The organism is Micromonospora sp. NPDC051196 (assembly GCF_040682415.1).
GTDB lineage: Bacteria > Actinomycetota > Actinomycetes > Mycobacteriales > Micromonosporaceae > Micromonospora.
Map to the genome: position 1 here is coordinate 32,959 of NZ_JBFBAY010000003.1, position 23,845 is coordinate 56,803.

The window sequence follows — 23,845 nt, forward strand, 5'->3', positions numbered from 1 at the left end:
GCGGGGCAGACTCCTCGTACCGCCGACGCCGCCCCGCAGGTCGCGGCGGCCCGTCCGGTGTCGGGTCTGCGCATTTCTGGAGACACGCCCTCCGCCGGAACCTCCGGCGCCGGTCGCGACGTCCATACTGACCGTCAGGGGCGAATTTCATACAGTTACCGTCGCGTCTGCGGCGGTCGACGGAAAAGAGGACACCGTGCCTCCTGCCTCACCCGGCCCGATCCTTCGTCGCCGCCGGCTCGGTCTTGAACTACGCCGCCTGCGCGAGGCTGCCGGCCTGACCGGGGACCAGGTCATCGACCACATCGGATGGGCCTCCGCATCGAAGTTGTCCCGCCTGGAGAACGGGCGCAGCCGGCCGGACCCGCAGGATGTCCGAGACCTGCTCGACCTCTACCGGGCCGATGAGCCGCTACGAGCGGAGTTGCTCGGCATCACGCAGGAAGCCGGCGACATCCGTGGCTGGTTGAAGAACTTTCCGGCGATGACGCAGCAGCAGCGTAGCTTCGCCGAACTGGAGGCGGGCTGCGCCGAGATATCCGAGTACAACCCGGTACTGGTGCCGGGGCTGCTGCAAACCACCGGGTACACCCGGATGCGGATCTCCTCGGCCTGGCAGGTCGACCAGGAGGCCGGCGATCCGGAGGTCGGCGAGGACATCGAGACCGAGATCAAGGCCCGGCTGGCACGGCAGTCGCTCCTCACCCGGGAGACCGACGCGCCCCGCTACACGGCGGTACTGGAGGAGGCGGCGCTGGGCCACCGGGCCGGTCCGCCCGAGGTGCTCCAAGAGCAGTTGGCGCAGCTGTGCGAGTTGGCCATGCTGCCGAACGTCACCCTGCACGTGCTGCTGCGCGACACTCCGATCGGTCAGTGGTATCTGCCCCCGACGGCGTTCTCCCTCTACCGGTTCGCCGACCCGCTCGATCCGGAGACGCTGGCCATCGAAGGTGGCTTCACCGACGTCATGTCGACAGAGGTTATCGCCCTAAATCGCTATAAAGTGGTTTTCAAGTGGCTATGCACGGCGGCGCTCTCCGCGACGGACACCCATTCCTGGCTGATGGAGTCGGCGGGACGGCTGTCCGGGGCGGTGACCCCGTCCACCGTGGTGGGTGGTTCGGCAACGGCGCCGACCCAGCGCCGCGGCTCCACCGGGCGCCTGACGGAACGGTGAGACGACACCGGACACCGTCGGGACGTGCCATGCCACTCGTCCCGTCGGTTCACCTCAGGAGCACAACGATGAACGAAATCCGCAACACGTCGGTCCTCACCCAACTCGCCGATGCCCCCTGGCGTACCAGCACGCGCAGCCAGACTTCCAACTGCGTCGAGGTCGCGCCGCTCCGAGACGGCCCCGCTGCGGTGGCACTGCGCGACAGCAAGGACCGGGGTGGCCCGGTGCTGCTGTTCAACCGGGCCGGATGGCTGGGCTTCATCTCGGGCGCCAAGAACGGGCAGTTCGACCTGAACTAGCCTCGCGGACGCCTCACGGGACCGCCGGCACCGCTGCCGGCGGTCCCGTCGTCGTCCGGTCCCGACGACCCCGATGAGCAGGGATCGGATGATCGGGCGGGGCTGCACATCAATCCGAGTGTTTCACTTGCTGAGATGCGCCCCGAGCGTACGATGGCGGATGTAGTGACGTGGAAGTTCCACCCATTCCACCCGTTGCGGCACATCCGGAGACCCACATGCGGTTCCTGATCGTTCGCACCAGCATCCGCGCCGCCGCCGACGCCGACATCACGGCCGCCTGGGCCGGTGGCCGCCGGCTGCGGGACGAGACCACCCGGCCCGAGCCACGCCGCCAGGTCGTACACGCCGAGGACCGCGACGCCGCGCTCGTGCTGGCCCGCGCACTCGCCACGGTCGGCGCCGTACGCGCCGGCAAACAGCGAATCAAAGTGCTGCCGCTGGACGATCCGGGGCGGGTCGGCCCGGACGCCCTCGGCACCTGACACCCACGTCCGTCGTGGTCGACCGGCTCCCCCGCCGCGTTCCTCACCAGCCGACCACGACGGCCCGTGTCCCCGGCCCGTGGCCGCCGCGGCAACGACGGTCACGGGTCGGGGCCGCACTTCCCGCCTCAGCAGTGGCCGTCGAGCCAGCGGTGGATCAGGAACAACGCGATCGACGACGGTGGCGGCAGGCGCAACTCGGCACCGCCCACGTCGACCGGCCGACCGGCCAACGCCGCACCGATCTCCCGCCGGGTGAACCAGCGAGCCTCGGCGATCTCGGTGGAATCGACCCGCACCGGGTGTGCCGGGTCCCCGGCCGCCAGGAAGCCGAGCATCAGCGAGCCGGGAAACGGCCACGCCTGACTGGTCACGTACGTGACGTCGGTGACCGGGACACCGACCTCCTCGTGGACCTCCCGCAACACCGTCGCCTCGGCCGACTCACCTGGCTCCACATAGCCGGCCAGGCAGGAGAAGCGGCGCTGCCCAGCGGTGCTCGGCCAGGTGGCGTTGTTGCCGAGCAGGCACCGCCCGTCGAGACCGTCGACGCCGTCGTGCACCAGCACGATCATCGCCGGATCGGTGCGCGGCCAGATCCGCTCGCCCCGGGCGTCGATCCGGGACCAGCCGCCCTCATCCGTCCGGGTCGGCTCGCCGGTGACGGGGTGATACAGGTGTCGCAGATGCCAGTTGGTCAACGCCAGTGCCGTGGTGAACAGGCCGGCATCCCGGTCGCCGAGCAGGTGGCCGATCTGCCGCAGATGGGCCGCCCGGGTGTTCGGCGCCGCAGGCAGTTCGGCGTGCACGCAGAACACCGGGACCCCGTCCGGCTCCACACCCAGGAACATCGCTGCGGCGGCGAGTTCCGGCGGAAGGTCGTCGGCCTCGGCGAGGACCAGCGTCGGCACGGCGGTGTCGGTACGCACCAGGGCGCGCCCGCCGTCCTCGACGTCCAACACCAGCACCCGCGCCCCCGCCCAGGCCCGCGCCAACCACCCCGAATCGGTACGCCGATGCGCGGCCCGGTCCAGCGTGGAACGGGCCAGCGGCGGGGCCGCCTCGCCGCGCACGTCGGCGCGATGCCCAGCGCCACCCCAGCGGGCGCCGCCACCCGTACCGGCACCGCCATCCGCGCGGGCGGCCGCTCGCGGGATCATGCCGGCACCGGCGCGGTCTCAACCGGGGTCAGGGTGCCCAGCGAGTCGGCGATCCGCTCGGCATCGCCGAGCACCACGGTGACCGCCCGCGCCGGAGCGAGGTAACGGGCCGCCACTGCTGCGACGTCGTCGACGCTCGCCTTGGCCAGTCGGGCCGCGTGCTCGGACAGGAAGTCCAGTCGCAGCCCGTTGCCGGCGTACGCGCTGACCAGCGACGCCAGCCCCGCCTGGGTGGACACCCCCAGCTGGAGCGTGCCGAGAGCGTACTGCCGGGCCTGTTCCAACTCGTCCGGCTTAGGCGCCACGGTGGCGAGCCGACCCAACTCGTAGCGGGTCTCCAGCAGTGCCGGCGCGGTCACCTCGGTGGCCACCTCCGCGGCGGCCACCAGCAGCGAGCCGGCCACCGAGTGCTCCACCACCGAATGCGGCCCGTACGTGTAGCCCTTGTCCTCACGAATGTTCTCCACCCATCGGGAGGAGAAGTAGCCACCGAAGATCAGGTTGGCCAGTTGCAGTGCGGCATGGTCGGGATGGGTGCGCGGCACCGCCGGCAGCGCCATCCGCAGCGACGACTGCACCGAGCCGGGCCGGTCGATCAGCAGCAGTGGACCGGGCACCAACGGCGGGGCGGGCGGCGGCTCGGCGGCGTGGCCGTCACCCTTCCAGCCGCCGAGCGCCTTCTCGGCCGCGTCCAGCGCCCGCTCCGGCCGCACGTCGCCGACCAGCACGAGGACCGCACCGGCCGGATGCACCCGCTGGGCGTGCAGCGTACGCAGGGCCGCCGGCCGGACCGCGCGAACCTGCTCCGGCTCCGGCGTCTGCACCGCGTACGGGTGCTTGCCGTAGATCCGCTTGAGCAGCGCGGTACGGACCAGATGGGCCGGCTGGCTGCGGGCGACCTGTATCCCGTCGACCAGACGGTCCCGCTCGGTGGCCACCCACTCGGCCGGGTAGTTGGCGCCGGTGAGCACCTCGGCGAGGATCTCCAGCAGGCGATCCAGACCGCTGGCCAGGCCGGTGCCGGAGAGCATCAGCCGATCCGGGTCGAGCCCGGCGGAAAGTCCACCGCCGATCTTCTGCAACTCGGCCGCGATCTGCACGCTGCTCATCGTCTCCGTGCCGGAGAGCAAGGTCTGCGCGAGCAACTGCCCCCGCGCCAGGTGCGCGCGGCCGAAGGGCATCCAGAGTCGCAGTTCGACCAGCGGTACCGCCGACCGGCGTACGGCGATCACGGTGAGCCCGTTGCCAAGCGTCCGCTCGGCCTGGCTCGGCAGCTTGAGCCGACGGGTCGGGCCGAGCGGCGGCAATGCCCTCACACTCAACGGGCCAACTCCTTCGCTTGCGACTGGCCAACTCCGGGAATTACCTCGACGGATGCGCGACGCTCCGGGCGCAGGGTGGCGGCGGCGGCACGGACCTGCTCGTCGGTGACCGCGCCGACCAGCCGGGGCAGGTCGTTCAGCAGGCCCGGCTCACCGCGTTGCTGTTCCAGCACCGCCATCCGCAACGCGCGGCCGAGCACCGCGTCGGTGTCGCGCAGCAGGTGGGTGGCCATCCTGGCCTGGGTACGGGCCAGTTCGCCGTCGGACAGCCCGTCGGTGGCCAGCCGGTCCAACTCCTCGTCGAACGTGCGCAGCACCTTGTCCACGTCGCCGCCGGGTGGCAGGTGCGCCTGGAGCAGCAGGGCGGTGGGGTCGCGTACGTCGAACGGGTCTCCCATGAAGCCCAGGTAGCCGCCGACGCTGGTCACCGTACGGTCGCGGTGGACCAGCCGTTCGACCAGCCGGGAGGCGTCGCCGTCGGTGAGCACCTCGGCCAGCACCACGTACGGCAGGTAGGCGGCGAAGTCACCGATCGGGTCGGGCACCCGCCACGCCGACGCCACCGCCGGCAGCGGAGCCAACTGATCGGTGTACGCGGTGCGCCGCTCGGCGGTCAGTTCCGGCTCGGCGAAGTCCGGCCGCTCCGGTGCCGGACGGGCCGGCACGTCACCGAAGTGACGCTCGATCAGCTTGGTGGCCTCGGCCACGTCGATGTCGCCGCTGACGGCGAGCACCGCGTTGCCGCTGGCGTAGTAGCGCCGGAAGAAGTCGGCGGCGTCGGCGACGGTGGCCGACTCAAGGTCGACGAAGGAACCGTAGCCGTCGTGCGCGTTGGGGAAGGTGTCGAACATGACCGGCGGCAGGGTCAACCACGGAAACCCGCCGTACGGGCGGTTGAGCACGTTGACCCGGATCTCCTCCTTGACCACGTCGACCTGGTTGCGCAGGTTCTCCTCGGTCAGCCGAGGGCCGCGCATCCGGTCGGCCTCCAGGAACAGCGCCCGCTCCAACGCGCTGCTCGGCAGGGTCTCGAAGTAGTCGGTGTAGTCCAGGTGGGTGGAACCGTTGAAGGTGCCACCGGCGCCCTGCACATGCCGGAAGTGAGCCAGCTTCTCCAGATTCTCCGAGCCCTGGAACATCAGGTGTTCAAAGAGGTGGGCGAAGCCGGTACGGCCCTCGGGTTCGGAACGGATGCCCACGTCGTAGACGACCGCCACCCCGATGACCGGGGCACTGCGATCGGGGGTGAGAACCACCCGCAGGCCGTTGTCGAGGGTGAACCGCTCGACCGGATACCTGGTCGCTGGGATTTTTGCTTTGCGCGTCGGCACGGATCCGACCCTAACGTCTCTCGACGCTCCCCTCGACGCCTACGCGCGTGAGGAACCGTCCGGCGCTGGTGCCGGCGGCGGATACGAGACGAGCGGTCGGTCAGCCGGCCGTGCTGCCGACCGGCTCGGGGGGAGCCGGCGGGCCCTGCAGGTCCACCAGGCTGGAGGGCGCGGACCCGCCCGGCGTGACCGGCCAGGGCGTGAACGCCGCCGCCGTGGCGAGCAGCAGTCCGACGACCGCCATCGCCACCACCAGCAGCAGCTCGCGTGCCGTCGCCGAGCCCACCATGGTCGTACCTCCCCCGTACCAAGCTGCCGCTGCGCGTCCCCCGGGCTCAGCGTCACCCGGCCGGAACGGAGCTGGCAGTCACCCACCCGACGCTTCAACGACTGATTCCCGACTCAGGATGCGGCGGAGTGCGCCGAATATGCGAACGGTCGGGTCACCACCGGCCAGACGTGCACCGGAAGCGACCCGACCGTTTGCGATCAGGCAGTGTGTCGCCCTGGATCAGACCGGGCGGATGTTCTCCGCCTGCGGGCCCTTCTGGCCCTGGACGACCTCGAACTCGACCCGCTGGTTCTCGTCCAGGCTCCGGTAGCCGGAGGACTGGATCGCCGAGAAGTGGGCGAAGACGTCAGCGCCGCCGCCGTCCGGGGTGATGAAACCGAAGCCCTTGTCAGCGTTGAACCACTTGACGGTGCCAATAGCCATACTTGTTACGTCTCCTTGACGGAACGTCGATCCCGCACCTGTTGCGGGATCGGAGAGAGGAATGCGCCGGGCGGACCTGCCCGGAACACCTGTCGCTTCTGGTCGCCCCGCCCGGAGAACTCCGGACACAACAAAGTGCGCCTGGGGCCACGATTCCGCCAGGCGCACACAGAGCTGGTAACCAAAACTCGCAACGCGAGGCACATTACCAGGGGTAGAGGTCAGCGACAAGCTTCACAGCTCAGGAACCGAGGCGATCAACGCGGTGAGCCCGTCGAGGTCCAGCAGATCCGCCGGACGGACGGTGACCCCGTCCCGTACGTAGTGGAAGGCCGCACCGACCCGGTCGACCGGCACCCCGGCCAGCTCAGCCCAGGCCAGTCGGTAGACCGCCAGCTGCACGGCAGCCACCTCGGCCGGCACGCCGGTCGGTCGGGCGCCGGTCTTCCAGTCCACCACGTCGAAGCGATCCCCCGGCCGGCGGAACACCGCATCCATCCGGCCCCGCACCACCACGCCGCCGATCACCGTGGCGAACGGCACCTCGACCTCGATCGGTGTCCGGTCGGCCCACTCGCTGGCCAGGAAGCGTCGCTGAAGCTCGGCCAACGCCTCGTCCGGCGCGGCGTCGTCGTCGGCCGCGCCGGGCAGCTCGTCGGTGTCGAGCAGCCGATCCGCCCCGAATCGCTGCTCCAGCCAGGCGTGGAAGGCGGTGCCCCGGCGGGCGTACGGGTTGGGCTCGCTGGGCAGGGGGCGGCGCAGCGTACGGGCCAGCGCCACCGGGTCCCGGCGCAACATGACCAGCTGCGTCACCGACAGGTGTTCGGGCAACGCCACGTCGATCGGGCCGGACAGCCGGCTCAGCTCCGCCCGCTCGGCCAGCAGCAGGTCGGTCTCGCGTCGCCACCGGGCCACCTCCGGATCCGACGCCGCCGGGTCGTCCGGCCCGGCCGTGTCGCCACCGTCGGTCAGGAAACGGCGCACCAAGGCCGCCGCCTCGGCCAACGCCGGCCGGCGCACACCCAGCGGATCCGCCGGCCACTCGGCGCGCAGCACCACCTCGGTGGTCGGGTTCACCGCGTCCGGTGCCGGTTCAGGCGCCCACTCGTCGACCAGGTGACCGGCCCCGGCATCCAGGCAGGCACCCTGTATCTCGCGCAACAGCGCCGACGGTCCACGCGGGCGTTTGGTGCCCTCCCCCCACCAGTGACCGGAGCAGAGCAACAGCCGGCGCGGCCGGGTGACCGCCACGTACGCCAACCGCCGCTCCTCCCGCTCGTCGTGGGCCCGCCAGGCGTCGGTGAAGTCCGCCATCGCGCGGGCCACCGCACGCTGGTCGGCGGCCTCGGCCAGGGCCAGCTCGGGCAGCCCGTCGGCGTCGCCGCGCAACGGAAACGGCAGGACGCCCAGGCCACCGAGCCAGTGATCGGAATTGCGTACCGGCCCCGGCCACACTCCGCTGCTCAGCCCCGCCACCGCGACGACGTCCCACTCCAGCCCCTTGGCCGCGTGCGCGGTAAGGATCTGCACCGCGCCGTCGACCACCTCCACCTCGCCCGGGGCGAGCCCGCGCTCCTCGTCCTCGGCGGCGGCGAGATAGGCCAGGAAACCGGCGAGGGTGGCCCCCGGCGTCTCCCCGCTGAACCGGGCGGCCACATCGCCGAGGGCGTCCAGGTGGGCCCGGGCCAGGCCGGCGTCACCAGCGCCCTCCCCACCGGCCCGTACCGCCACCTCCACGTCCAGGCCGGTGGTCCGCTCGATGTCCGCGATCAGCTCCGGCAGAGACTGGTCAAGCCGGTAACGGAGCAGACCCAACTCCCGGGCGTACGCGCGCAACCGCGCATACCCCTCGGCCGAGTACGCCTGCGCCGGGCCGAGGTCGGCCAGCGCCTCGACCAGCGTCGCCTCGTCGAGACGATCCGGGACGATCTCCGGGTCGCCGTCGTCGGCGAGCTGACGTCGAGCTGCGGCGATGGCCTTGGCCCGGCGGTGCAGCGCGACCAGATCCCGTGGCCCGATCCGCCATCGCGCGCCGGTCAACAGGCGCAGCAGGGCGGCACCATCGGTCGGGTCGGCCAGCACGCGCAGCGTACAGACCACGTCGCGGACCTCCGGGGTGTCCAGCAGGCCGCCGAGCCCGACCACCTCGACCGGTAGGCCACGCTCGCGCAGCGCGGCGGCGATCGCCGGAATCTGGCTGCGCAGCCGGACCAGCACCGCCGTGGTCGGGCGGGCGGTGACCGGGATCTGCTCGGGCAGACTTGCGGGCATCCGGGCCGCGCCCTGCCACGCCGCCAGCAGGCTGTCGGCGATCCAGTCGGCCTCGTCGGCGTACGTCGGCAGGAGCGCACAGTGCACGGTGCCGGCGGCGGCCCCACGCGGGCTGCGGTGCGCGATGGGATCGTCGACGCTGAGCGCGGCGTGCAGTTCCGGCACCCGGGCACCGGCGGCGCGCAACGGGCTGGCCAGCGCGTTCGCCACCGCGAGGATCTCCGGACGGTTCCGCCAACTGGTGGTCAACCCGAGTACTCGCGCCGGGCTGCCGTCGCTGCGGGCGAACTCGGTCGGGAAGCGGTCCAGGGTGCCGGCGCTGGCACCCCGCCAGCCGTAGATGGACTGGCAGGGGTCTCCCACGGCGGTCACCGGATGCCCGTCGCCGAACAGCGCACGCAGCAGCACCACCTGGGCGTGGCTGGTGTCCTGGTACTCGTCGAGCAGCACCACGCGGTACCGGTCCCGTTCGATCTCGCCGACGCCCGGGTGATCGCGGGCCACCCGAGCGGCGCGGGCCAACTGGTCGGCGAAGTCCATCGCCTCGAAGTCGTCCTTGCGCCGGGCATAGGCGCGTACCAGCGGCAACAGCTTCAGCCGGGTCTGCTGCAACCCGAGGGCCTTGCGCACGTCGGCGTAGACCCGGCCGGGGCGCGACTGCACGTCGGCGAAGAACCGGCCCGTCCACGCGGCCAGGTCGTCCGGCTCGACCAGATGCTCGTCCAGTTCACCGGCGAGGGCCAGTACGGCGTCGGTCACCGTGCTCGGCATCCGATCCACCTCGGACATGTCGCCGTCGTAGTTGCGCACGATGAGATCCACCAGTTGCCAACGAGACGCCTCGGTGAGCAGCCGGGTGGACGGCTCGTAGCCGGCACGCAGGCCGTGCTCGGTGACGATCCGGCCGGCGTACGAGTGGTAGGTGGCCACCGTCGGCTCCCCGGCCAGCGGGTCGTCGAGCGGGTCCCGTCCGCGCCGGCCGAGCCGGCGGACCAGTTGGTCGAGCCGGGTACGCACCCGGTGCGCCAACTCACCGGCGGCCTTGCGGGTGAAGGTGAGCCCGAGCACCTGCTCCGGCCGCACGTACGAGTTGGCCACCAGCCACACCACCCGGGCGGCCATCGTCTCGGTCTTGCCCGACCCGGCGCCCGCGACCACCAGCAGCGGCTCCACCGGAGCGGCGATGATCGCCGCCTGCTCCCGGGTCGGGGCCGGCAGGCGGAGCAGCTTCGCCAGTTCCACCGGCGTGTACCGCGGGCCGGAGTCGGCCGCCCGGGGGGCCGGGGCACCGGGACTGAACAGGGCAGGCTGGGTCATGCTGCCGGCTTCCGGGCTGGCACGCTCACTCCTCGCGCTCCGGACGACGCACGGTTGGCGGCTCGACCACCTGTCGCCCCTGCCCGGACACCGGACAGCTGGTGCGCACCGGGCAGACCCGACACTTCGAGTTGGCGACCGCCGCGAAGGTGGCCGCGGCCATCGTATCGGCGGTACGGCGTACCAGGGCGGTGGCCCAGCCCGCCTCGGGCCCGTCGGTGGCCGGCGGCTGGGCCTGTTCCCGCGCATCGCGCGTACCGGTGCCGAGCTGCACCAGGGCCGCCCCGCCCGGCTCGTCGCCGAACTCGGCGAACCCTCCCGCCTCCACCGCCGCCTGGTACGCGCCGAGCTGCGGATGATCGGCCACCTCGCGTTCGGTGACGGTGGTGGACTTGCCGGTCTTGAGGTCGATCACCACCAGCCGCCCGGCGTCGTCCACCTCCAGCCGATCCACCCGGCCGACCAGGTCGACGGGTCGGTGCGGATCGTCGAGGCGTACCGCGAACTCGTGCTCGATGGCGAGCAGCCGCCGCGGGTTGGCGGCCAGCCAGCGCAGCAGCTTGTCGACCATCGCCTCGGCACGGGCCCGCTCGGGTCCTACCATCCAGCGGGCGGCCAACTCGATCGCGTCGAACCGGGCGGCGACGTAGTCCAGCAGGGCAGTCCGGTCGGCGCGGGCGTCCTCGGCGAGCATCGCCGCCGCGTGCACCAGGTTGCCGACTCCCTGCGCGGTACTGGCCGGCGCACTGCCGCCGTGCCGTTCCAGCAGCCAACGCAGGCTACACCGCAACGCGCTCTCCATCCCCGACGGAGTGACCCGGACCGGTTCCCCCTCGTCGACCAGCGGCCGGTCGTCCGACAACGGTCGCAGCCCCCACCAGTCGTCGGGATGTGCCCCGAACACCCCGGCGGCGCCCAGCCGGGCCAACTCGGCCGCCGCGGCCCGCCGGCGGGCCGCCGGCGCGGCCGGGTCGACCAACGCGGTACGCAGCTCCGCCACCAGCGCGGGCAGGGTGAGCGCCCGGGGCGGCCGGCTCACCGGCAAGGTACGCGGCCCGACCGGCTCGCTGTCCGACGCCTCGCTGTCCGACGCCTCGGCGCCAGCTGATCCGGCGGGCCCACCCGGTCGTCCGACCGCCCCCGGGCTCGGCGACCGAGCCGCCGGCTGATCCGGTGCTGCCTCCCGGGTCGACGGTTCGGGATCCCCGCTGGGCGTCGGCGTAGCGTCGGTGAGGGTGTCGCCGGGCCCGAGTTCGTAGAGGAAGCGGCTGGGCTGTTCGTCGTGGTCGTCGCCGCCGACGGACGCCGAGGCGACCGCGCTGACCAGCAACCGGCGCCGGGCTCGGGTCACCGCGACGTGGAACAGCCGCCGCTCCTCGTCGAGCAGGGCGGAAGTCTGTCCGACCAGGGTGGCCACCCCGCCTGCGGCGTCCGCCCGGCCGGCCAGCACGTCCACCAGCCGTTCCGAACCGAGCAGGCTGCCGCGCAGCCGCAGGTCGGGCCAGACGCCTTCCTGCACCCCGGCGACGGCCACCAGGTCCCACTCCAGCCCCTTCGCGGCGTGCGCGGTGAGCAGCCGGACCGCGTCGCCCCGGTCGGCGGTCGGCGCGAGGGTGTCGGCGGGTAACTCCTGCCCGAGCACATGATCGAGGAAGACCTCGGTACGCGCGCCGGGCAGCCGGTCGGTGAACCGGGCGGCGGCGTCGAAGAGGACCATCACCGCGTCCAGGTCACGGTCGGCCGCCTCGGCCCGACGGCGCCGGGCGAGATCACCTTCGCCGGCCACCGCCGGCCCTCGGGTCAACGCCGCCGACCACAGCTCGGCGAGGCCACTGGCCCGCCACACCGCCCAGAGCACGTCCTCGACGGTGGCGCCCGGCCGAGCGGCCGTCTCCCGGGCCACGGCCAACAGCCCCGCCACCGTCTGCGCCGGCTCGGCCCAGCGCCGCTCGACACCGGCCAACTCGGCCGGGTCACGCAGCGCCTCGACGATCAGCTCGCCGGAGGGACGGCGGTCGCCGGTCGCCAGGGCCAGGGCCCGCAGCCCCTGCCGCAGCCGCCGCTCCGCCAGCGGATCGGCACCACCCAACGGCGAGTGCAGCAACGCGACCGCAGCCTCCTCGTCGAGCCGATCCGGCTCCAGTGCGCAACGCAGCAGGAGCAGCAGCGGCGCGACCGCCGGTTGCAGGTGCAGTGGCAGGTCCTCGCCGTGCACCACGGTCGGCACACCGGCCGCGTGCAGGGCCCGGCGCAATGCGGGCAACTGCCGGCCGGTGGACCGCACCAGCACCGCCATCCGTGCCCAGGGCAGCCCGCCGAGCAGGTGCGCCTCGCGCAACGCGTGCGCCAGCCAGGCCGCCTCGCTGGTGGCCGAACGGAAGGTACGGATCTCCACCGTGCCCGGCGGTGCGTCCGGCACGGGCCGCAGCCGGCGGTGCGCCGCCGGACCCCGTAGCCGCCGCGCCAGTCGGGCGGAGGCGGCCAGCAGCCGCGGCCCGCAGCGGTAACTGGTGGTCAGCAGCACCTGCGCGGCCGGCGCACCGGAGGCTGTCCGGAACCGGTGCCCGAACGTGGTCACGCCGGTCGGGTCGGCGCCTCGGAAGGCGTACGTGGACGAGTCGGGGTCGGCGAACGCGACCAGGGGCAGGCCGCCCCCGGCCACCGTCTCCAGCAGATCGAGCTGGGCGGGATCGGTGTCGGCCAACTCGTCGACGTAGACGTACGCCAGCCGACGCCGCTCGACGGCCAGCAACTCCGGATCGTCCCGCAGCATCCCGGTGGCCGCCCGGACCAGTTCCGCCGGGTCGTACGCGACCGAGCCCCGGTTCGCCACGTCCCGCAGCGCCAGCACGGCCACGTACTCGCGCAGGAACCGGGCGGCGGCCGGCCAGTCGGCCCGCCCCAACTTCTCACCGAGCCGGGCCAGCTCGACCGGACCCACCCCACGCTCGGCCGCGCGCATCAGCAGGTCGCGTAGCTGGGCCGCGAAGGCGCGGGTACGCAGGGCGGGGCGCAGGTCCTCCGGCCAGCCGACCGGGTCGTCGTCGGGCTCCTCGCCGACCACGTCCAACAGCTCACGGATGATCAGATCCTGTTCCGGGCCGGTGAGCAGTCGAGGCGACGGCTCACCCCGCTCGGCCGCCGCGCGGCGCAACAACCCGAAGGCGTACGCGGGAAAGGTCCGCACCAGCGGCTCGCGCAGCACCCGCTGCCCATCGGCGGCGATCCGGGCCTCGATGCGGTGCCGCAGGTCGTTGGCGCCCCGTCGGCTGAAGGTGAGGACCAGGATCCGCTCCGGATCCACGCCCTCGGCGACCCTGCCGGCGACCGCCTCGACCAGGGTGCGGGTCTTCCCCGTGCCCGGTCCACCGAGCACCAGCATCGGTCCGTCGGTGTGTGCCACCACCTCCGCCTGCCCGGCATCCACCGTCCGCCCCGGACCGCCCTGCAGACCAGTGACCGCTGGGTCGCCCTGCGGGCCAGTGACCTGCGCCGTGCCGTCCTGTGGACCGGTGGTCCGCGCCAGGCTGGTCTGCGGACCAGCAACCTGCGCCGGGTCGGTCTGCTCGCCGGGAGAACCTTCACCGGCGGGCGGCGAAGCGGGTGCTGGCGCAGTCGACGGCGGGTCGGCGACCGGAAGACCCTGCGCCGAGGAGCGCCCGTCGGTCGGGCCGTCTCCCTCGGTCGGCCCCACGGGCCGACGCACCAAGCGGTACGCCTGCATCCCGACATCCCATCACGGGCCTGCGACACCCCCTGCCGCGCCACACCCTGCGGAGTCCCGACGCACACCGCAACCTCGACGCACCATCACCACCCGCTCCACCCAGCGTGACCACGCCCATGATCACGCTCGACAACCTGACCGATCCAGCATGATCACGCTCGATCTGGGATCGAGTGCCTTGGTGATGCCACCGAGGCCACTCGATCCCAGATCCAGCACGATCTTGGCTGGCGCACGACCGCTGCAAGAAGCGCCAGGCGAAGGAGGCAGGCTGCCTCGACGCGCGCGGCGCGACCAGGCGCTGCGGGTCGGTTCGCTGGGCGATCGGCCCGGATCAGGGTGAGGCGGAATGGAACGTCAGGTCAGGCGCGAGGGGGCCCAGTTCAGGGGCGAGGCAAGGTGCGGCCGCGAGGCCAAGATGAGGCGCGAGGTAGGTCAGGTGAGGCGCGGGGGAGGCCAAGGTGAGGCGCGAGGTAGGTCAGGTGAGGCGCGGGGGAGGCCAAGGTGAGGCGCGAGGGAGGTCAGGTGAGGCGCGATTCGAGGAGGTCCAGGGCGGCGGGGAGAGTGTCGGCGGACTGGAGGAGGTCGAAGCCCCCGGGCTTGAGGAAGCTCTGGGCGGTCAGGTTGCGCAGCCAGTCCAGCAACGGACCGTAGAAGCCGTCGGTGTCCACCAGCACCATCGGTTTCTGGTGCAGAGCCAGCGTGGCGGTGGTCCAGACCTCGAAGAGCTCGTCGAGCGTGCCCAACCCGCCGGGCAGCGTGAGGAAGGCGTCCGACTTTTCGATCATGATGATCTTCCGGTTGGCCATCGAGTCGGTGACGACCAACTCGTCGGAGGCCAGGTCGGCGACCTCCAGGTCGACCAGCGCCTGCGGGATCACGCCGATCGTCCGACCACCCACCGATCGGGCACCGTCGACCAGCGCGCCCATCATCCCGACGCAGCCGCCACCGCTGACCAGGGTGTGTCCGCGCCGGGCGATCTCCGCGCCGGTGGCGGTCGCGAGGTCCAGCCAACGCTGGTCGAGGGTACGGGAGGAGGCACAGAAAACGCAGATCGCAGCCATTCGTTCAGTGTTCCGACTCGCTGGCGGCCGCCTGCTGGTCGGCGGCGGTACGGGCCACGGCGTCCTCGCGTACCGCCTCCTGCTCCGTGCTGAGCGCGGCCTCGGCCTCCACGATGTGCCGCACCGCCGCGGCCACGTCGTCGGTGACGCAGATCAGGTCGAGGTCGACCGGCCCGATCTTGCCCTCCGCGGCCATGGTGTCGCGCAGCCAGTCGAGCAGGCCCTGCCAGTAGTCGATGCCCATCAGCACCACCGGGAACCGGGTGACCTTGCCGGTCTGTACCAGGGTGAGCGCCTCGAACAGCTCGTCCAGGGTGCCGAAGCCACCGGGCAGCACGACGAACGCCTGGGCGTACTTGACGAACATGGTCTTGCGGGCGAAGAAGTAGCGGAAGTCGATCGCCAGGTCGACCCACTCGTTGATGCCCTGCTCGAAGGGGAGCTCGATACCGAGACCGACGGAGCGTCCGCCGGCCTCGCTCGCACCCCGGTTGGCCGCTTCCATCACGCCGGGGCCGCCACCGGTGATCACCGCGTAGCCGGCCCGGGCGAGCGCCGCGCCCACCTCCTCGGCGAGCTGACACTCCGGGCTGTCCGGTTTGCTCCGGGCCGAGCCGAAGACGCTGACCGCCGGCGGCAGGTCGGCGAGCGTGTCGAAGCCCTCGACGAACTCGGAGAGGATGCGCAGCGCGCGCCAGGAGTCCTTGGTACGCCAGTCGGCCCGCGCGCGCGAATCCAACAGCCCCTGGTCGGCGGTGCTGGCGGGAATCGCCTGCCGGCGCATCGTCACGGCGCCGCGATGCCGCTCCCGTCCTGGTCCGCGGTGGTTGATCTGCTCCATGGGAGCAACCGTAGTGGAGTGCCAGCGCAGAACATGGCAAACACTTCGTGATCTTGTGCAACCAAATCGCTTCCCCACGCGTCTTACAATTCACATACCGGGTATGCCCCGGCACGCGGCTTCGGGGGAAGGAGACAACGCGTGATCACCAACAACGAACGGATCCGGATCCGGCGCCAGATGCAGCGGCGCATCCGCGACGTGGTGGCCGAGCGCCGCCGGGCACGACTGCTCGAACCCGCCCCTGAGCCTCCCGCCGAACCCGCCACCGACTCCCAGCTCACCGCCGCCTGACCGGAAGGCACCCGCTTTCCGGTCAGGCCCGCTGGGCGGCGAGGCAGGAGGCGGCGTGCGGCGGCGAGGCGGCAGCGCAGCTGAGGCGGCGGCCGGGTCCGACGTGCCGGCAGCAGCGACCGCGCGGCGTCGCTCAGGCGGCGGCGAGCCAGCGGTGCAGGGTGGCGGCGCCGTCGCGGATCTTGCCGATCTCGACGTGCTCGTCCGGGTGGTGAGCCAGATTCGGGTCACCGGGGCCGAAGTTGAGTGCCGGGATACCCAGCGCCGCGAAACGGGCCACGTCCGTCCAGCCCAACTTGCCGATCGGGGCGGCGCCCACCGCCGCCAGGAACTCCCGCGCCGCCGGGGCCTCCAGCCCCGGCAGGGCGCCGGGCGCGCAGTCGGTCACCAGCAGTTCGTACCCCGCAAGGACCTCGCGCAGGTGCGCCTCGGCCTCGGCCGGCGTACGGTCCGGCGCGAAGCGGTAGTTCACCTCGATCTCGCACCGGTCCGGCACCACGTTGCCGGCGACCCCACCGTGGATCCGCACCGCGTTCATCCCCTCGCGGTACTCGCAACCGTCGATGGTCACCCGTCGGGCCTGGTACTCGGAGAGACGGCGGAGCACCTCGGTGGCGGCGTGCACGGCGTTCACCCCGTGCCAGGAGCGGGCCGAGTGGGCCCGGATCCCGGTGGTCACCACCGTCGCCCGCATGGTGCCCTGACAGCCGGCCTCCACCACGCCGTACGTCGGCTCCAGCAGCACCGCGAAGTCGGCCTCCAGCCACTGCGGGTGCGCCTCGGCCACCAGGCTGAGGCCGTTGTACCTGGACTCGATCTCCTCCGCCTCGTAGAAGAAGTACGTCACGTCGTAACGCGGATCGGGCAGCGTCGTGGCCAGGTGCAGCGCGAAGGCCACCCCGGACTTCATGTCCGAGGTGCCGCAGCCGTACATCAGGTCGCCGCGCATGGTCGACGGGAAGTTGTTGTTCAGCGGGACCGTGTCCAGATGCCCGGCCAGCACCACCCGGGAGCCCCGACCCAGATCGGTACGGGCCATCACCGTGTTGCCGTGCCGGTACGTGGTCAGGTGGGGCACCGCCCGCAGCACCTGCTCGACGCAGTCGGCGATGGCCTTCTCGTTGAGGGACACGGACTCGATGTCGACCAGGGCACGGGTCAACGCCACCGGATCGGCGAGGACCTCGGGGGTGAGCGGGTTCTCCATGGTCCGCACGGTACCGTCACAACTGGCGACCGTGAGACGCGAGCCCGCGAGCCCTTCGGCGAAGCACGGGAAGTGAGCTTGCCAGCCACGCAGTCGCGAGCAGCAGCAAGCGCAGCAGGCAACGAGAGGTGAGTACGTGACGTCGACAGATTCCGCGTGGGGTATCGGCCTGGCCACCGTCACCGCCGACGACCAGGTGCTCGACACCTGGTACCCGACCGGCAAGCTCGGCCTGGGCGAGTTGCCGCTGGTGCCCGGCGAGGACGAGGCCGACGTACTGGACCTTCCGCCGGGCGCGCTCGGTGACCGCGCACTGCCCGGTCTGCGTACCGTTCAGGTGGTCACCGTGATCGGCTCGCTGGACGACCCGATCAAGGACGCAGCCGACGCGTACCTGCGGCTGCACCTGCTCTCCCACCGCCTGGTGCGGCCCAACCAGCTCAACCTCGACGGCATCTTCGGCAAGCTGGCCAACGTGGCCTGGACCTCCGCCGGGCCGTGCCCGCCGGAGCGGGTGGACGAGTTGCGCGTGATCGAGCGCGCCGCCGGCCGCCATCTGGCCGTGTACGGGGTGGACAAATTCCCCCGGATGACCGACTACGTGGTGCCCTCCGGGGTACGCATCGCCGACGCCGACCGGGTCCGCCTCGGCGCGCATCTGGCCGCCGGCACCACCGTCATGCACGAGGGCTTCGTCAACTTCAACGCCGGTACGCTCGGCACCTCCATGGTCGAGGGCCGGATCGTCCAGGGCGTGGTGGTCGGCGACGGCTCGGACATCGGCGGCGGCGCCTCCATCATGGGCACCCTCTCCGGTGGTGGCACGGATCGGGTGAGCATCGGCGAGCGCAGCCTGATCGGGGCGAACGCCGGGATCGGCATCTCCCTCGGCGACGACTGCGTGGTCGAGGCCGGCTGCTACATCACCGCCGCGTCGAAGATCACCTTGCCGGACGGCCGGGTGGTCAAGGCCCGTGAACTCTCCGGCGTCGACGGGCTGCTGTTCTGGCGCAACTCGGTCACCGGCGCGCTGGAGGCGCGCCCGCGTACCGGCCGGGGCATCGAACTCAACGCCGCCCTGCACGCCAACGACTGAGGTGTAAGGAGGGGCCCCTTCTTAACGCCTCGCGTATAGGAAGGGGCCCCTCTTAACAATCGTCTGCCCGGTGGGCCCGGCGCCGCGGCGCCGGGCCCACCGCGCGGTTCACCGCAGGCGGTACGCCTGGATGATCCGCTGCGTCACGGTGTTGCCGGCGCTGTCCTCAGCGCTGGCGCGCAGCGACACGTAGCCGGTGCCCCGAGGGTGCTTCACGACGGCCTGCCAGCCGCTGCCGGCCTTGTTCACCTTCGCCCGCTGCCAGGTCTTCCCGCCGTTGTAGGAGACCTCGACGGTCAGCGACCTGGTCCGTCCAGCCGGAGCACCGGGCTGGCGCTCCACCTGAATCGGGATGACGAAGGACCGGTTGGCCGGTGCGGAGTTGCGCGCGTCCAACCGGGGCGCGAACCTGATCACGCTGGCCGGCAGTCGCAGGTACTTGTCGCCCCGGACATGGCCGGACCGGAAGGTCCAGGTCGCAGCAACCTCTGTGCTCAGGTCGGTGAAGCTGCGCTTGGCCGACGTCTCCAAGCGGTACGTCGCCACACCGGCCGGCACCTCGAACTGTCCCCAACCATGCTCGGGGCTCTCCCCGACCAGCTTGCCGTTGCGGTACAACGCAGTACGCGAGGTGTCCGCCACCGAGCCACCCGGGTGTCCCGCCGCATCGCCGTGCAGCGGCAGCGCCAACCCGATCACGTCACCCTGACGGGTCAGGCCCTCTTCCGGCCACCGTGGCGTCGGGAACGACGGCCCGTAGGGTGCGCCGTTCCAGGTGTCCTGGTAGTGCCGGCCGGCCCGGTACGCCGTCGGTTCGGACCAGAAGACGGCCACCGTGTCCAGCCACGGCTGGTCCTCGACCGGCGTACCGAACGCCAGCTCGGTGCTCCAGCGCACCTGCTTGGTGCTGTAGTACTCGACCCGCTGACCCGGCACCGCGACGTTCAGTACGGCGGCCCAGCCGCCCAGGTCGGGTTCGAAGACCGGGAAGGCGAGCCGTTCGGCGAGCGCGCCGGGATAGCCCCCGTTGAACCGTTGAGTGACCTTGGCCAGGTCGCTGTTGCGGTAGTGCTTGGTCAGGCCGTTGGGCAACCGGCCCGGGAACTGCTCGCCCAGCCCGTAGAAGTATGTGCTGTTCTCCGCCTCCACGTCGGCGAACTGAGTCGTCAACGAACTGAAGAAGCGGTCCGCCGGCACCGGTCGGCCGAGCTGCCCGATCGTCAGACCGTCGAAGTCGAGACCGAACGTACCGAAGCTCGCGGCACCGAGGTCGCCGAGCAGGAAGGTCGCGTCGGCCATGGCCAGCGCCGACTTCGCCGAGCGGTCCGGCACCGTGAGCCGTACCGTGCCCGCCTTACGCGCGTCGATGGTCACCGAGGAGTCCCGCTTCACCTCCAACTCCGGACCGGCCATCATCGTCAACTGCTCGGTCGCCTCGTCGAACAGGTAACTGACGAGTCCGTACCGGCCCTTGGGCACCCGGACCTCGGCGGTACCCGACGGGTCGTACACGACGAACTCGTCGTAGGCCGTCAGCCCGAGCAGGAAGGTGACGTGATCGCCGGCCGCAGCGCCGTCGCGACCCAGGTGCCGCAGGGTCACGTCGTAGCTCTCCACCTCCTTGTTGATCGCCAGCGGGGTGGTCACCACCGTGTCGCCGGAGCGGGCGAGCACTCGGCCGGTGTAGTGCCCGTCCGGGCTGTCGATGCTGGTGTCGGCCGTGACGGTGACCGACGCCGTACCGCCGGCAGGGACCACGACCTGCTGGGCGCTCAACACGAACATGCCGCCCGGGGCCGGCTGCCCGCCGGGGCCGACGGCCTGCACGGTGAGGTCCAGGGTGATCGCCGTACCGCCGGTGTTGCGCCAGCTCAGCTCCCGGGTTACCGGTTGGTCGTCGTCGTGCGGCCAGAGCGTACGACCGAGCGAGACGCTGGTCGGCTCGCTGACCACCTGCTGGTTGATCGCCCGCGCCACGTCGACCCGACCAGCCCCCTGCTGGTACGCGGTCAGGTCCGGGTGCGGCTGGGCCGAGGCCATGAGGAGGGCCTTGAGTTGTTCCGCGGTCGCGTCGCCGCGCTGCTGGGCGAGCAGCGCCGCCGCACCGGCGACATGCGGCGCGGACATCGAGGTGCCGGAGAGCGAGACGTAGTGCTCCCCGACCGGGTCGCCGAGCTCGGTGCCCGCTCCCCGGGCCGCGATGATGTCCACCCCGGGTGCGGTGATCTCCGGCTTCAGCCCGTCGTCACCGACGCGCGGGCCCTGGCTGGAGAAGTAGGCGAGTTCGTCGTCGCGGTCCACCGCACCGACGGCGAGCGCGGCGTCGGCGCTGGCCGGCGATCCTACGCTGCCGGCCCGACCACTGTTGCCGGCCGAGATCACGAAGAGGGCGCCGGTCTGCTCGGTCAGCGTGTTGACCGCCTCCTCCAGCGGGTCGACCTGCGGGGTGTCCGTCCCGCCCAGGCTCAGGTTGATCACGTCGGCCTGCTGGTCGACGGCGGCCCAGTGCATGCCGGCCAGGATGGCCGACTCGGTGCAGCCGTACTCCTCACAGACCTTGCCGTTCAGCAGGGTCGCGTCCGGGGCCACGCCACGGTTGCGGCCATCGGAGGCGGCGCCGCTGCCGGCGATGGTCGCGGCGACGTGGGTGCCGTGCCCCACGAGGTCGCCCGCGTCCGCCTCCTCGGTGAAGTTGTGCGCCTCGGCGACCCGCCCGACCAGATCCGGGTGCGCAGCGTCGACGCCGGTGTCCAGCACCGCCACGCGTACCCCCTGGCCGGTGTAACCGGCCTGGTGGGCGGCGGGCGCGCCGATCTGCGGCACGCTGTGCTCCAGCGTCAGCTGTCGCCTGCCGTCGAGCCAGATCCGCTCGACACCCCCCGCACCGTCGAGCCGAGCGGCCGCGCCGCCGGCGAGGGTCGCCCAGAAGTCGCTGGTCTCCCGCTTGTCGGCGGTGGCCGCGACGCCACCGATGGCGGCCAGGTCCCGGGTAACGGTCACCCCGCCGGGTGCGGCGGCGCGCCGCGCCGCGCCCGTCTGGTAGGTCATCAGCAGCGGCAGGTGATCCCGGCGGGCATCGTCGTAACCAGCGGCGATCAGGCCGGTCACGTCGAACAGCCGCCGGTCGACCCGGCCGTCGCGGATCAGCGGCAGGGCGTCCTGCGGCACCACCCAGAGGTGATCCTGCTGCCGCTGGGTGAGGAAGCGGATGCCGGACCGCCCCTCGGCCGGGCGTACGCTCGCCGCCCCGGACGCGTTGACGGTGACCCGGTCACCGGTGATCAGGGTGACGGTGGACTGGCCTGACGCCGCCGGCCGCGCGGTGAGCTGCGTGGACTGCGGTGCGGCTGGTTTGGACGGGGTGGCCGAGGCGGCGCCCGGCACGCCGAGCACCAGGACCATCCCCAGTCCGATGGCGGTCAGTTTGCTCCTTTGTTGCAACTGATCCTCCTCTTGGAAGCGTCTACCGATGTGGGATACATCGATGACATCTAGCCTTGCATACCGAGTATGCAAAAGGGAGTCAAGAATTCGACGAAGTTGAGTACGCGGTTCGTCCGCGAGCGGCATGATCAGCAGATGAGATCCATGAAGGAGCGCATGCTGGCCGGTGAGCCGTACCTCGCCGACGACCCGGAACTCATCGCCGACCATCTCCGCGCCCTACGACTGCTGGAACAGTTCAACTCCGGCCCGGCCGACCAGCGCGAAGCCCGCCTGGCCGTACTGCGTGAGCTGCTCGGCGACCTCGGTGAGGAGACCTGGATCCGCCCACCGTTTCACTGCGACTACGGCTACAACATCCGGATCGGACCGCGGAGCTTCGTCAACTTCCAGGCGGTCTTCCTGGACGTCGCACCGATCAGCATCGGCGCCGACGTGCAGGTGGGCCCGAACGTGCAACTACTCACCCCGACGCATCCGGTCGAGCCGGAGCCCCGCCGCGCCAAGTGGGAGGCGGCCCAGCCGATCAGCATCGGCGACAACGTCTGGCTGGGCGGTGGCGCGATCATCCTCGCTGGAGTAGCGGTGGGTGACAATACGGTCGTCGGTGCGGGTGCCGTGGTGACCCGGGATCTGCCGGCCAACGTCGTGGCGGTGGGTAATCCCGCTCGGCCGGTACGCGAGATCGGCTGACCCTCACATCGGCCCCGGAACCCACGTCGATGCGCCGTGCCGTGTCGTCACCCGGGCGGAGGCTCGGCCAGGCGTACCACCAGATCGGCCCGGTCGGCGGTGCCGGTCACCAGCGCGGCGTTGACCTCGTCGCTGCCCAGCGCCCAGGCCTGGGCCTCCCCGGTGGAGCGTCCGTACGCGACATGCCGGGCGATGAGCCGGCGGTGCCGCAACTGCGCGTCCAGATCCAGGAACCACGCCTCGTGCAGCAACGAGCGCACCTCGTCCCAGGGCCACTGCGGGACGAGCAGGTAATTGCCCTCGGTCACCACCAGCCGGACCTCCGGTGGCACCTCGATCGCCCCGGCGACCGGCTCCTCCAGCTCCCGGCGAAACTCGGGCGCCCAGACCGAGGTCGGCTCCTTGCGTTTCAGGCGACGCAGGAGTGAGACGTAACCGTTGGCGTCGAAGGTGTCGATGGCGCCCTTGCGCGCGGCCCGGTCGAGCCGGTGCAGCTCGGCCTGGGCGAGGTGGAAGCCGTCCATCGGGATCAGTCGGGCGGCCGGGCCGACCGCCGCCACCACCTGCTCGGCCAGGGTGGACTTGCCGGCACCGGGCGCACCGGTGATGCCGAGCAGCTGACGGGGGCCGGCCTCGGCCAGCGTGCGGGCCCGCGCCAGCAACTCCTCGACGGGCAACACCTGAGCCGTGGGCATCAGGACAGGACCGGCCGAGTGATCGCGAACTGGGCGCGCACGGCGGCGTGCACCCCCTGCGGCTGCGGGTCGAACTCCAACTCCGGCCGACCCTCGGGGGCACCTCCGGCCTCGAACGCCATTCGCATCATCTGCGGCTGCGGGCTGCCACCCTCGTCGGCCAACTCGATCAGCTCGGTCACCTGGGCACCGAGCGCCTCCGCGTACTCACGGGCCCGTTGCAGCGCATCGGTGAGCGCGTCATGCCGGGCCTCCCGGTAGGTCGGGCTGTCCGGGCGCAGCGACCACCACGGACCGGCCACCTCGACCTGATCCTGATCGGCCAGGCGCAGCATCAGCTCGCCGAGGGCGGTGAAGTCGGTGACGGTCACCGTGGTCACCACCGAACCGTGCCAGGCGATCACCCGCTCGCCGGAGCGCCGGGTCTCGGGCCGTACCCGCAGGTCGCCGGTCTCCCGGCGGTCGATCGACGACTCGGCCGCATCCAGCAGCACCCGGATCGCGGCGGCCCGCTCGGCCAGCCGGGTCAGGACGGTCTCCCGCTCGCGGTCCCGAGCCAGTGCGGTGACCGCGAACCGGGCGACCTCCGGATCGACCTCGCGGTAGGCCTCGCCGCGTACCGTCACCACCGGTCCGTCCACCATGCCCTCACCCTAGCGGCGGGGTCCGCGCCACGCCCACCGATGCGGCCGTACGACCGA

General features: G+C 71.9%; 19 protein-coding genes. 6 read left to right on the forward strand and 13 right to left on the reverse strand.

What is annotated here, in order from left to right:
* The first annotated feature begins 196 nt into the window (after positions 1 to 196).
* From AB0M35_RS08490 to AB0M35_RS08500, 3 genes are all read left to right on the forward strand, one after another.
* A complete protein-coding gene (locus AB0M35_RS08490) occupies positions 197 to 1,177 on the forward strand; it encodes a helix-turn-helix transcriptional regulator (protein WP_363743126.1) in 981 nt (326 codons plus the stop codon).
* Positions 1,178 to 1,245: 68 nt separating this feature from the next.
* On the forward strand, positions 1,246 to 1,479 hold the full coding sequence (locus tag AB0M35_RS08495; RefSeq protein WP_363743127.1) for a DUF397 domain-containing protein: 234 nt from the start codon (positions 1,246 to 1,248) through the stop codon (positions 1,477 to 1,479).
* A 218-nt stretch (positions 1,480 to 1,697) separates the two neighbouring features.
* On the forward strand, positions 1,698 to 1,964 hold the full coding sequence (locus tag AB0M35_RS08500; protein ID WP_363743128.1) for a hypothetical protein: 267 nt from the start codon (positions 1,698 to 1,700) through the stop codon (positions 1,962 to 1,964).
* Between the two features lie 128 nt (positions 1,965 to 2,092).
* Here AB0M35_RS08500 and nudC read toward each other — a convergent pair whose 3' ends face one another.
* The 9 genes from nudC to AB0M35_RS08545 form a co-directional block, all read right to left on the reverse strand.
* Positions 2,093 to 3,037, reverse strand: a complete 945-nt coding sequence (gene nudC / locus AB0M35_RS08505) for an NAD(+) diphosphatase (RefSeq protein ID WP_363743801.1) — start codon at positions 3,035 to 3,037, stop codon at positions 2,093 to 2,095.
* A gap of 83 nt (positions 3,038 to 3,120) precedes the next feature.
* Entirely contained in the window at positions 3,121 to 4,446 is a 1,326-nt protein-coding gene (locus tag AB0M35_RS08510; RefSeq protein WP_363743129.1) for a pitrilysin family protein, read from the reverse strand.
* Complete coding sequence (locus AB0M35_RS08515) at positions 4,443 to 5,777, reverse strand: pitrilysin family protein (RefSeq protein ID WP_363743130.1); 1,335 nt, start codon at positions 5,775 to 5,777, stop codon at positions 4,443 to 4,445. Before AB0M35_RS08515 ends, AB0M35_RS08510 begins: the two co-directional genes overlap by 4 nt.
* A gap of 100 nt (positions 5,778 to 5,877) precedes the next feature.
* Positions 5,878 to 6,066 (reverse strand): hypothetical protein, encoded by a 189-nt coding sequence (locus AB0M35_RS08520; RefSeq protein ID WP_363743132.1) that lies wholly within the window; start codon positions 6,064 to 6,066, stop codon positions 5,878 to 5,880.
* A gap of 222 nt (positions 6,067 to 6,288) precedes the next feature.
* Positions 6,289 to 6,492 (reverse strand): cold-shock protein, encoded by a 204-nt coding sequence (locus tag AB0M35_RS08525; protein WP_092378207.1) that lies wholly within the window; start codon positions 6,490 to 6,492, stop codon positions 6,289 to 6,291.
* A gap of 234 nt (positions 6,493 to 6,726) precedes the next feature.
* Positions 6,727 to 10,080 carry an ATP-dependent DNA helicase gene (locus AB0M35_RS08530; protein ID WP_363743134.1) on the reverse strand — a complete coding sequence of 1,118 codons (3,354 nt, stop codon included), beginning with the start codon at positions 10,078 to 10,080 and terminating at the stop codon, positions 6,727 to 6,729.
* 25 nt (positions 10,081 to 10,105) lie between these two features.
* On the reverse strand, positions 10,106 to 13,804 hold the full coding sequence (locus AB0M35_RS08535; RefSeq protein WP_363743135.1) for an ATP-dependent DNA helicase: 3,699 nt from the start codon (positions 13,802 to 13,804) through the stop codon (positions 10,106 to 10,108).
* A gap of 524 nt (positions 13,805 to 14,328) precedes the next feature.
* Entirely contained in the window at positions 14,329 to 14,874 is a 546-nt protein-coding gene (locus AB0M35_RS08540) for a TIGR00730 family Rossman fold protein (RefSeq protein WP_363743137.1), read from the reverse strand.
* Between the two features lie 4 nt (positions 14,875 to 14,878).
* Positions 14,879 to 15,715: a TIGR00730 family Rossman fold protein gene (locus tag AB0M35_RS08545; protein ID WP_363743138.1), complete on the reverse strand. Its 837-nt coding sequence runs from the start codon at positions 15,713 to 15,715 to the stop codon at positions 14,879 to 14,881.
* 141 nt (positions 15,716 to 15,856) lie between these two features.
* On the opposite strand from AB0M35_RS08545, the gene AB0M35_RS08550 reads away from it, so the two are divergent.
* Complete coding sequence (locus AB0M35_RS08550) at positions 15,857 to 16,009, forward strand: hypothetical protein (protein WP_363743140.1); 153 nt, start codon at positions 15,857 to 15,859, stop codon at positions 16,007 to 16,009.
* A 133-nt stretch (positions 16,010 to 16,142) separates the two neighbouring features.
* On the opposite strand, the gene dapE is transcribed toward AB0M35_RS08550, so the two are convergent.
* Positions 16,143 to 17,216 (reverse strand): succinyl-diaminopimelate desuccinylase, encoded by a 1,074-nt coding sequence (gene dapE, locus AB0M35_RS08555; protein ID WP_363743142.1) that lies wholly within the window; start codon positions 17,214 to 17,216, stop codon positions 16,143 to 16,145.
* Positions 17,217 to 17,352: 136 nt separating this feature from the next.
* Between dapE and dapD the strand changes: the two genes are divergently transcribed.
* Entirely contained in the window at positions 17,353 to 18,312 is a 960-nt protein-coding gene (dapD, locus tag AB0M35_RS08560) for a 2,3,4,5-tetrahydropyridine-2,6-dicarboxylate N-succinyltransferase (RefSeq protein WP_363743144.1), read from the forward strand.
* A gap of 108 nt (positions 18,313 to 18,420) precedes the next feature.
* Here the strand turns inward: dapD and AB0M35_RS08565 are convergent, their stop codons facing one another.
* Positions 18,421 to 21,753 (reverse strand): S8 family serine peptidase, encoded by a 3,333-nt coding sequence (locus AB0M35_RS08565; RefSeq protein ID WP_363743146.1) that lies wholly within the window; start codon positions 21,751 to 21,753, stop codon positions 18,421 to 18,423.
* Positions 21,754 to 21,891: 138 nt separating this feature from the next.
* Here AB0M35_RS08565 and AB0M35_RS08570 point away from each other — a divergent pair, with 138 nt between their 5' ends.
* The gene (locus AB0M35_RS08570) at positions 21,892 to 22,449 is read left to right on the forward strand and encodes a sugar O-acetyltransferase (protein ID WP_363743148.1); all 558 of its coding nucleotides are present in this window, start codon (positions 21,892 to 21,894) and stop codon (positions 22,447 to 22,449) included.
* 47 nt (positions 22,450 to 22,496) lie between these two features.
* Here AB0M35_RS08570 and AB0M35_RS08575 read toward each other — a convergent pair whose 3' ends face one another.
* Positions 22,497 to 23,144 carry a nucleoside/nucleotide kinase family protein gene (locus AB0M35_RS08575; protein ID WP_363743150.1) on the reverse strand — a complete coding sequence of 216 codons (648 nt, stop codon included), beginning with the start codon at positions 23,142 to 23,144 and terminating at the stop codon, positions 22,497 to 22,499.
* The gene (locus tag AB0M35_RS08580) at positions 23,144 to 23,788 is read right to left on the reverse strand and encodes an SIMPL domain-containing protein (RefSeq protein WP_363743152.1); all 645 of its coding nucleotides are present in this window, start codon (positions 23,786 to 23,788) and stop codon (positions 23,144 to 23,146) included. Before AB0M35_RS08580 ends, AB0M35_RS08575 begins: the two co-directional genes overlap by 1 nt.
* Between the last annotated feature and the right edge of the window lie 57 nt (positions 23,789 to 23,845).

Excerpts from the sequence above, each read along its gene's own strand:
- AB0M35_RS08495 (WP_363743127.1), top strand. The coding sequence starts at position 1,246 with ATGAACGAAATCCGCAACACGTCGGTCCTCACCCAACTCGCCGATGCC.
- AB0M35_RS08500 (WP_363743128.1), top strand. The coding sequence starts at position 1,698 with ATGCGGTTCCTGATCGTTCGCACCAGCATCCGCGCCGCCGCCGACGCC.
- AB0M35_RS08520 (WP_363743132.1), bottom strand. The coding sequence starts at position 6,066 with ATGGTGGGCTCGGCGACGGCACGCGAGCTGCTGCTGGTGGTGGCGATG.
- AB0M35_RS08525 (WP_092378207.1), bottom strand. The coding sequence starts at position 6,492 with ATGGCTATTGGCACCGTCAAGTGGTTCAACGCTGACAAGGGCTTCGGT.
- AB0M35_RS08530 (WP_363743134.1), bottom strand. The coding sequence starts at position 10,080 with ATGACCCAGCCTGCCCTGTTCAGTCCCGGTGCCCCGGCCCCCCGGGCG.
- AB0M35_RS08535 (WP_363743135.1), bottom strand. The coding sequence starts at position 13,804 with ATGCAGGCGTACCGCTTGGTGCGTCGGCCCGTGGGGCCGACCGAGGGA.
- AB0M35_RS08540 (WP_363743137.1), bottom strand. The coding sequence starts at position 14,874 with ATGGCTGCGATCTGCGTTTTCTGTGCCTCCTCCCGTACCCTCGACCAG.
- AB0M35_RS08545 (WP_363743138.1), bottom strand. The coding sequence starts at position 15,715 with ATGGAGCAGATCAACCACCGCGGACCAGGACGGGAGCGGCATCGCGGC.
- dapE (WP_363743142.1), bottom strand. The coding sequence starts at position 17,216 with ATGGAGAACCCGCTCACCCCCGAGGTCCTCGCCGATCCGGTGGCGTTG.
- AB0M35_RS08570 (WP_363743148.1), top strand. The coding sequence starts at position 21,892 with ATGAGATCCATGAAGGAGCGCATGCTGGCCGGTGAGCCGTACCTCGCC.
- AB0M35_RS08575 (WP_363743150.1), bottom strand. The coding sequence starts at position 23,144 with ATGCCCACGGCTCAGGTGTTGCCCGTCGAGGAGTTGCTGGCGCGGGCC.
- AB0M35_RS08580 (WP_363743152.1), bottom strand. The coding sequence starts at position 23,788 with ATGGTGGACGGACCGGTGGTGACGGTACGCGGCGAGGCCTACCGCGAG.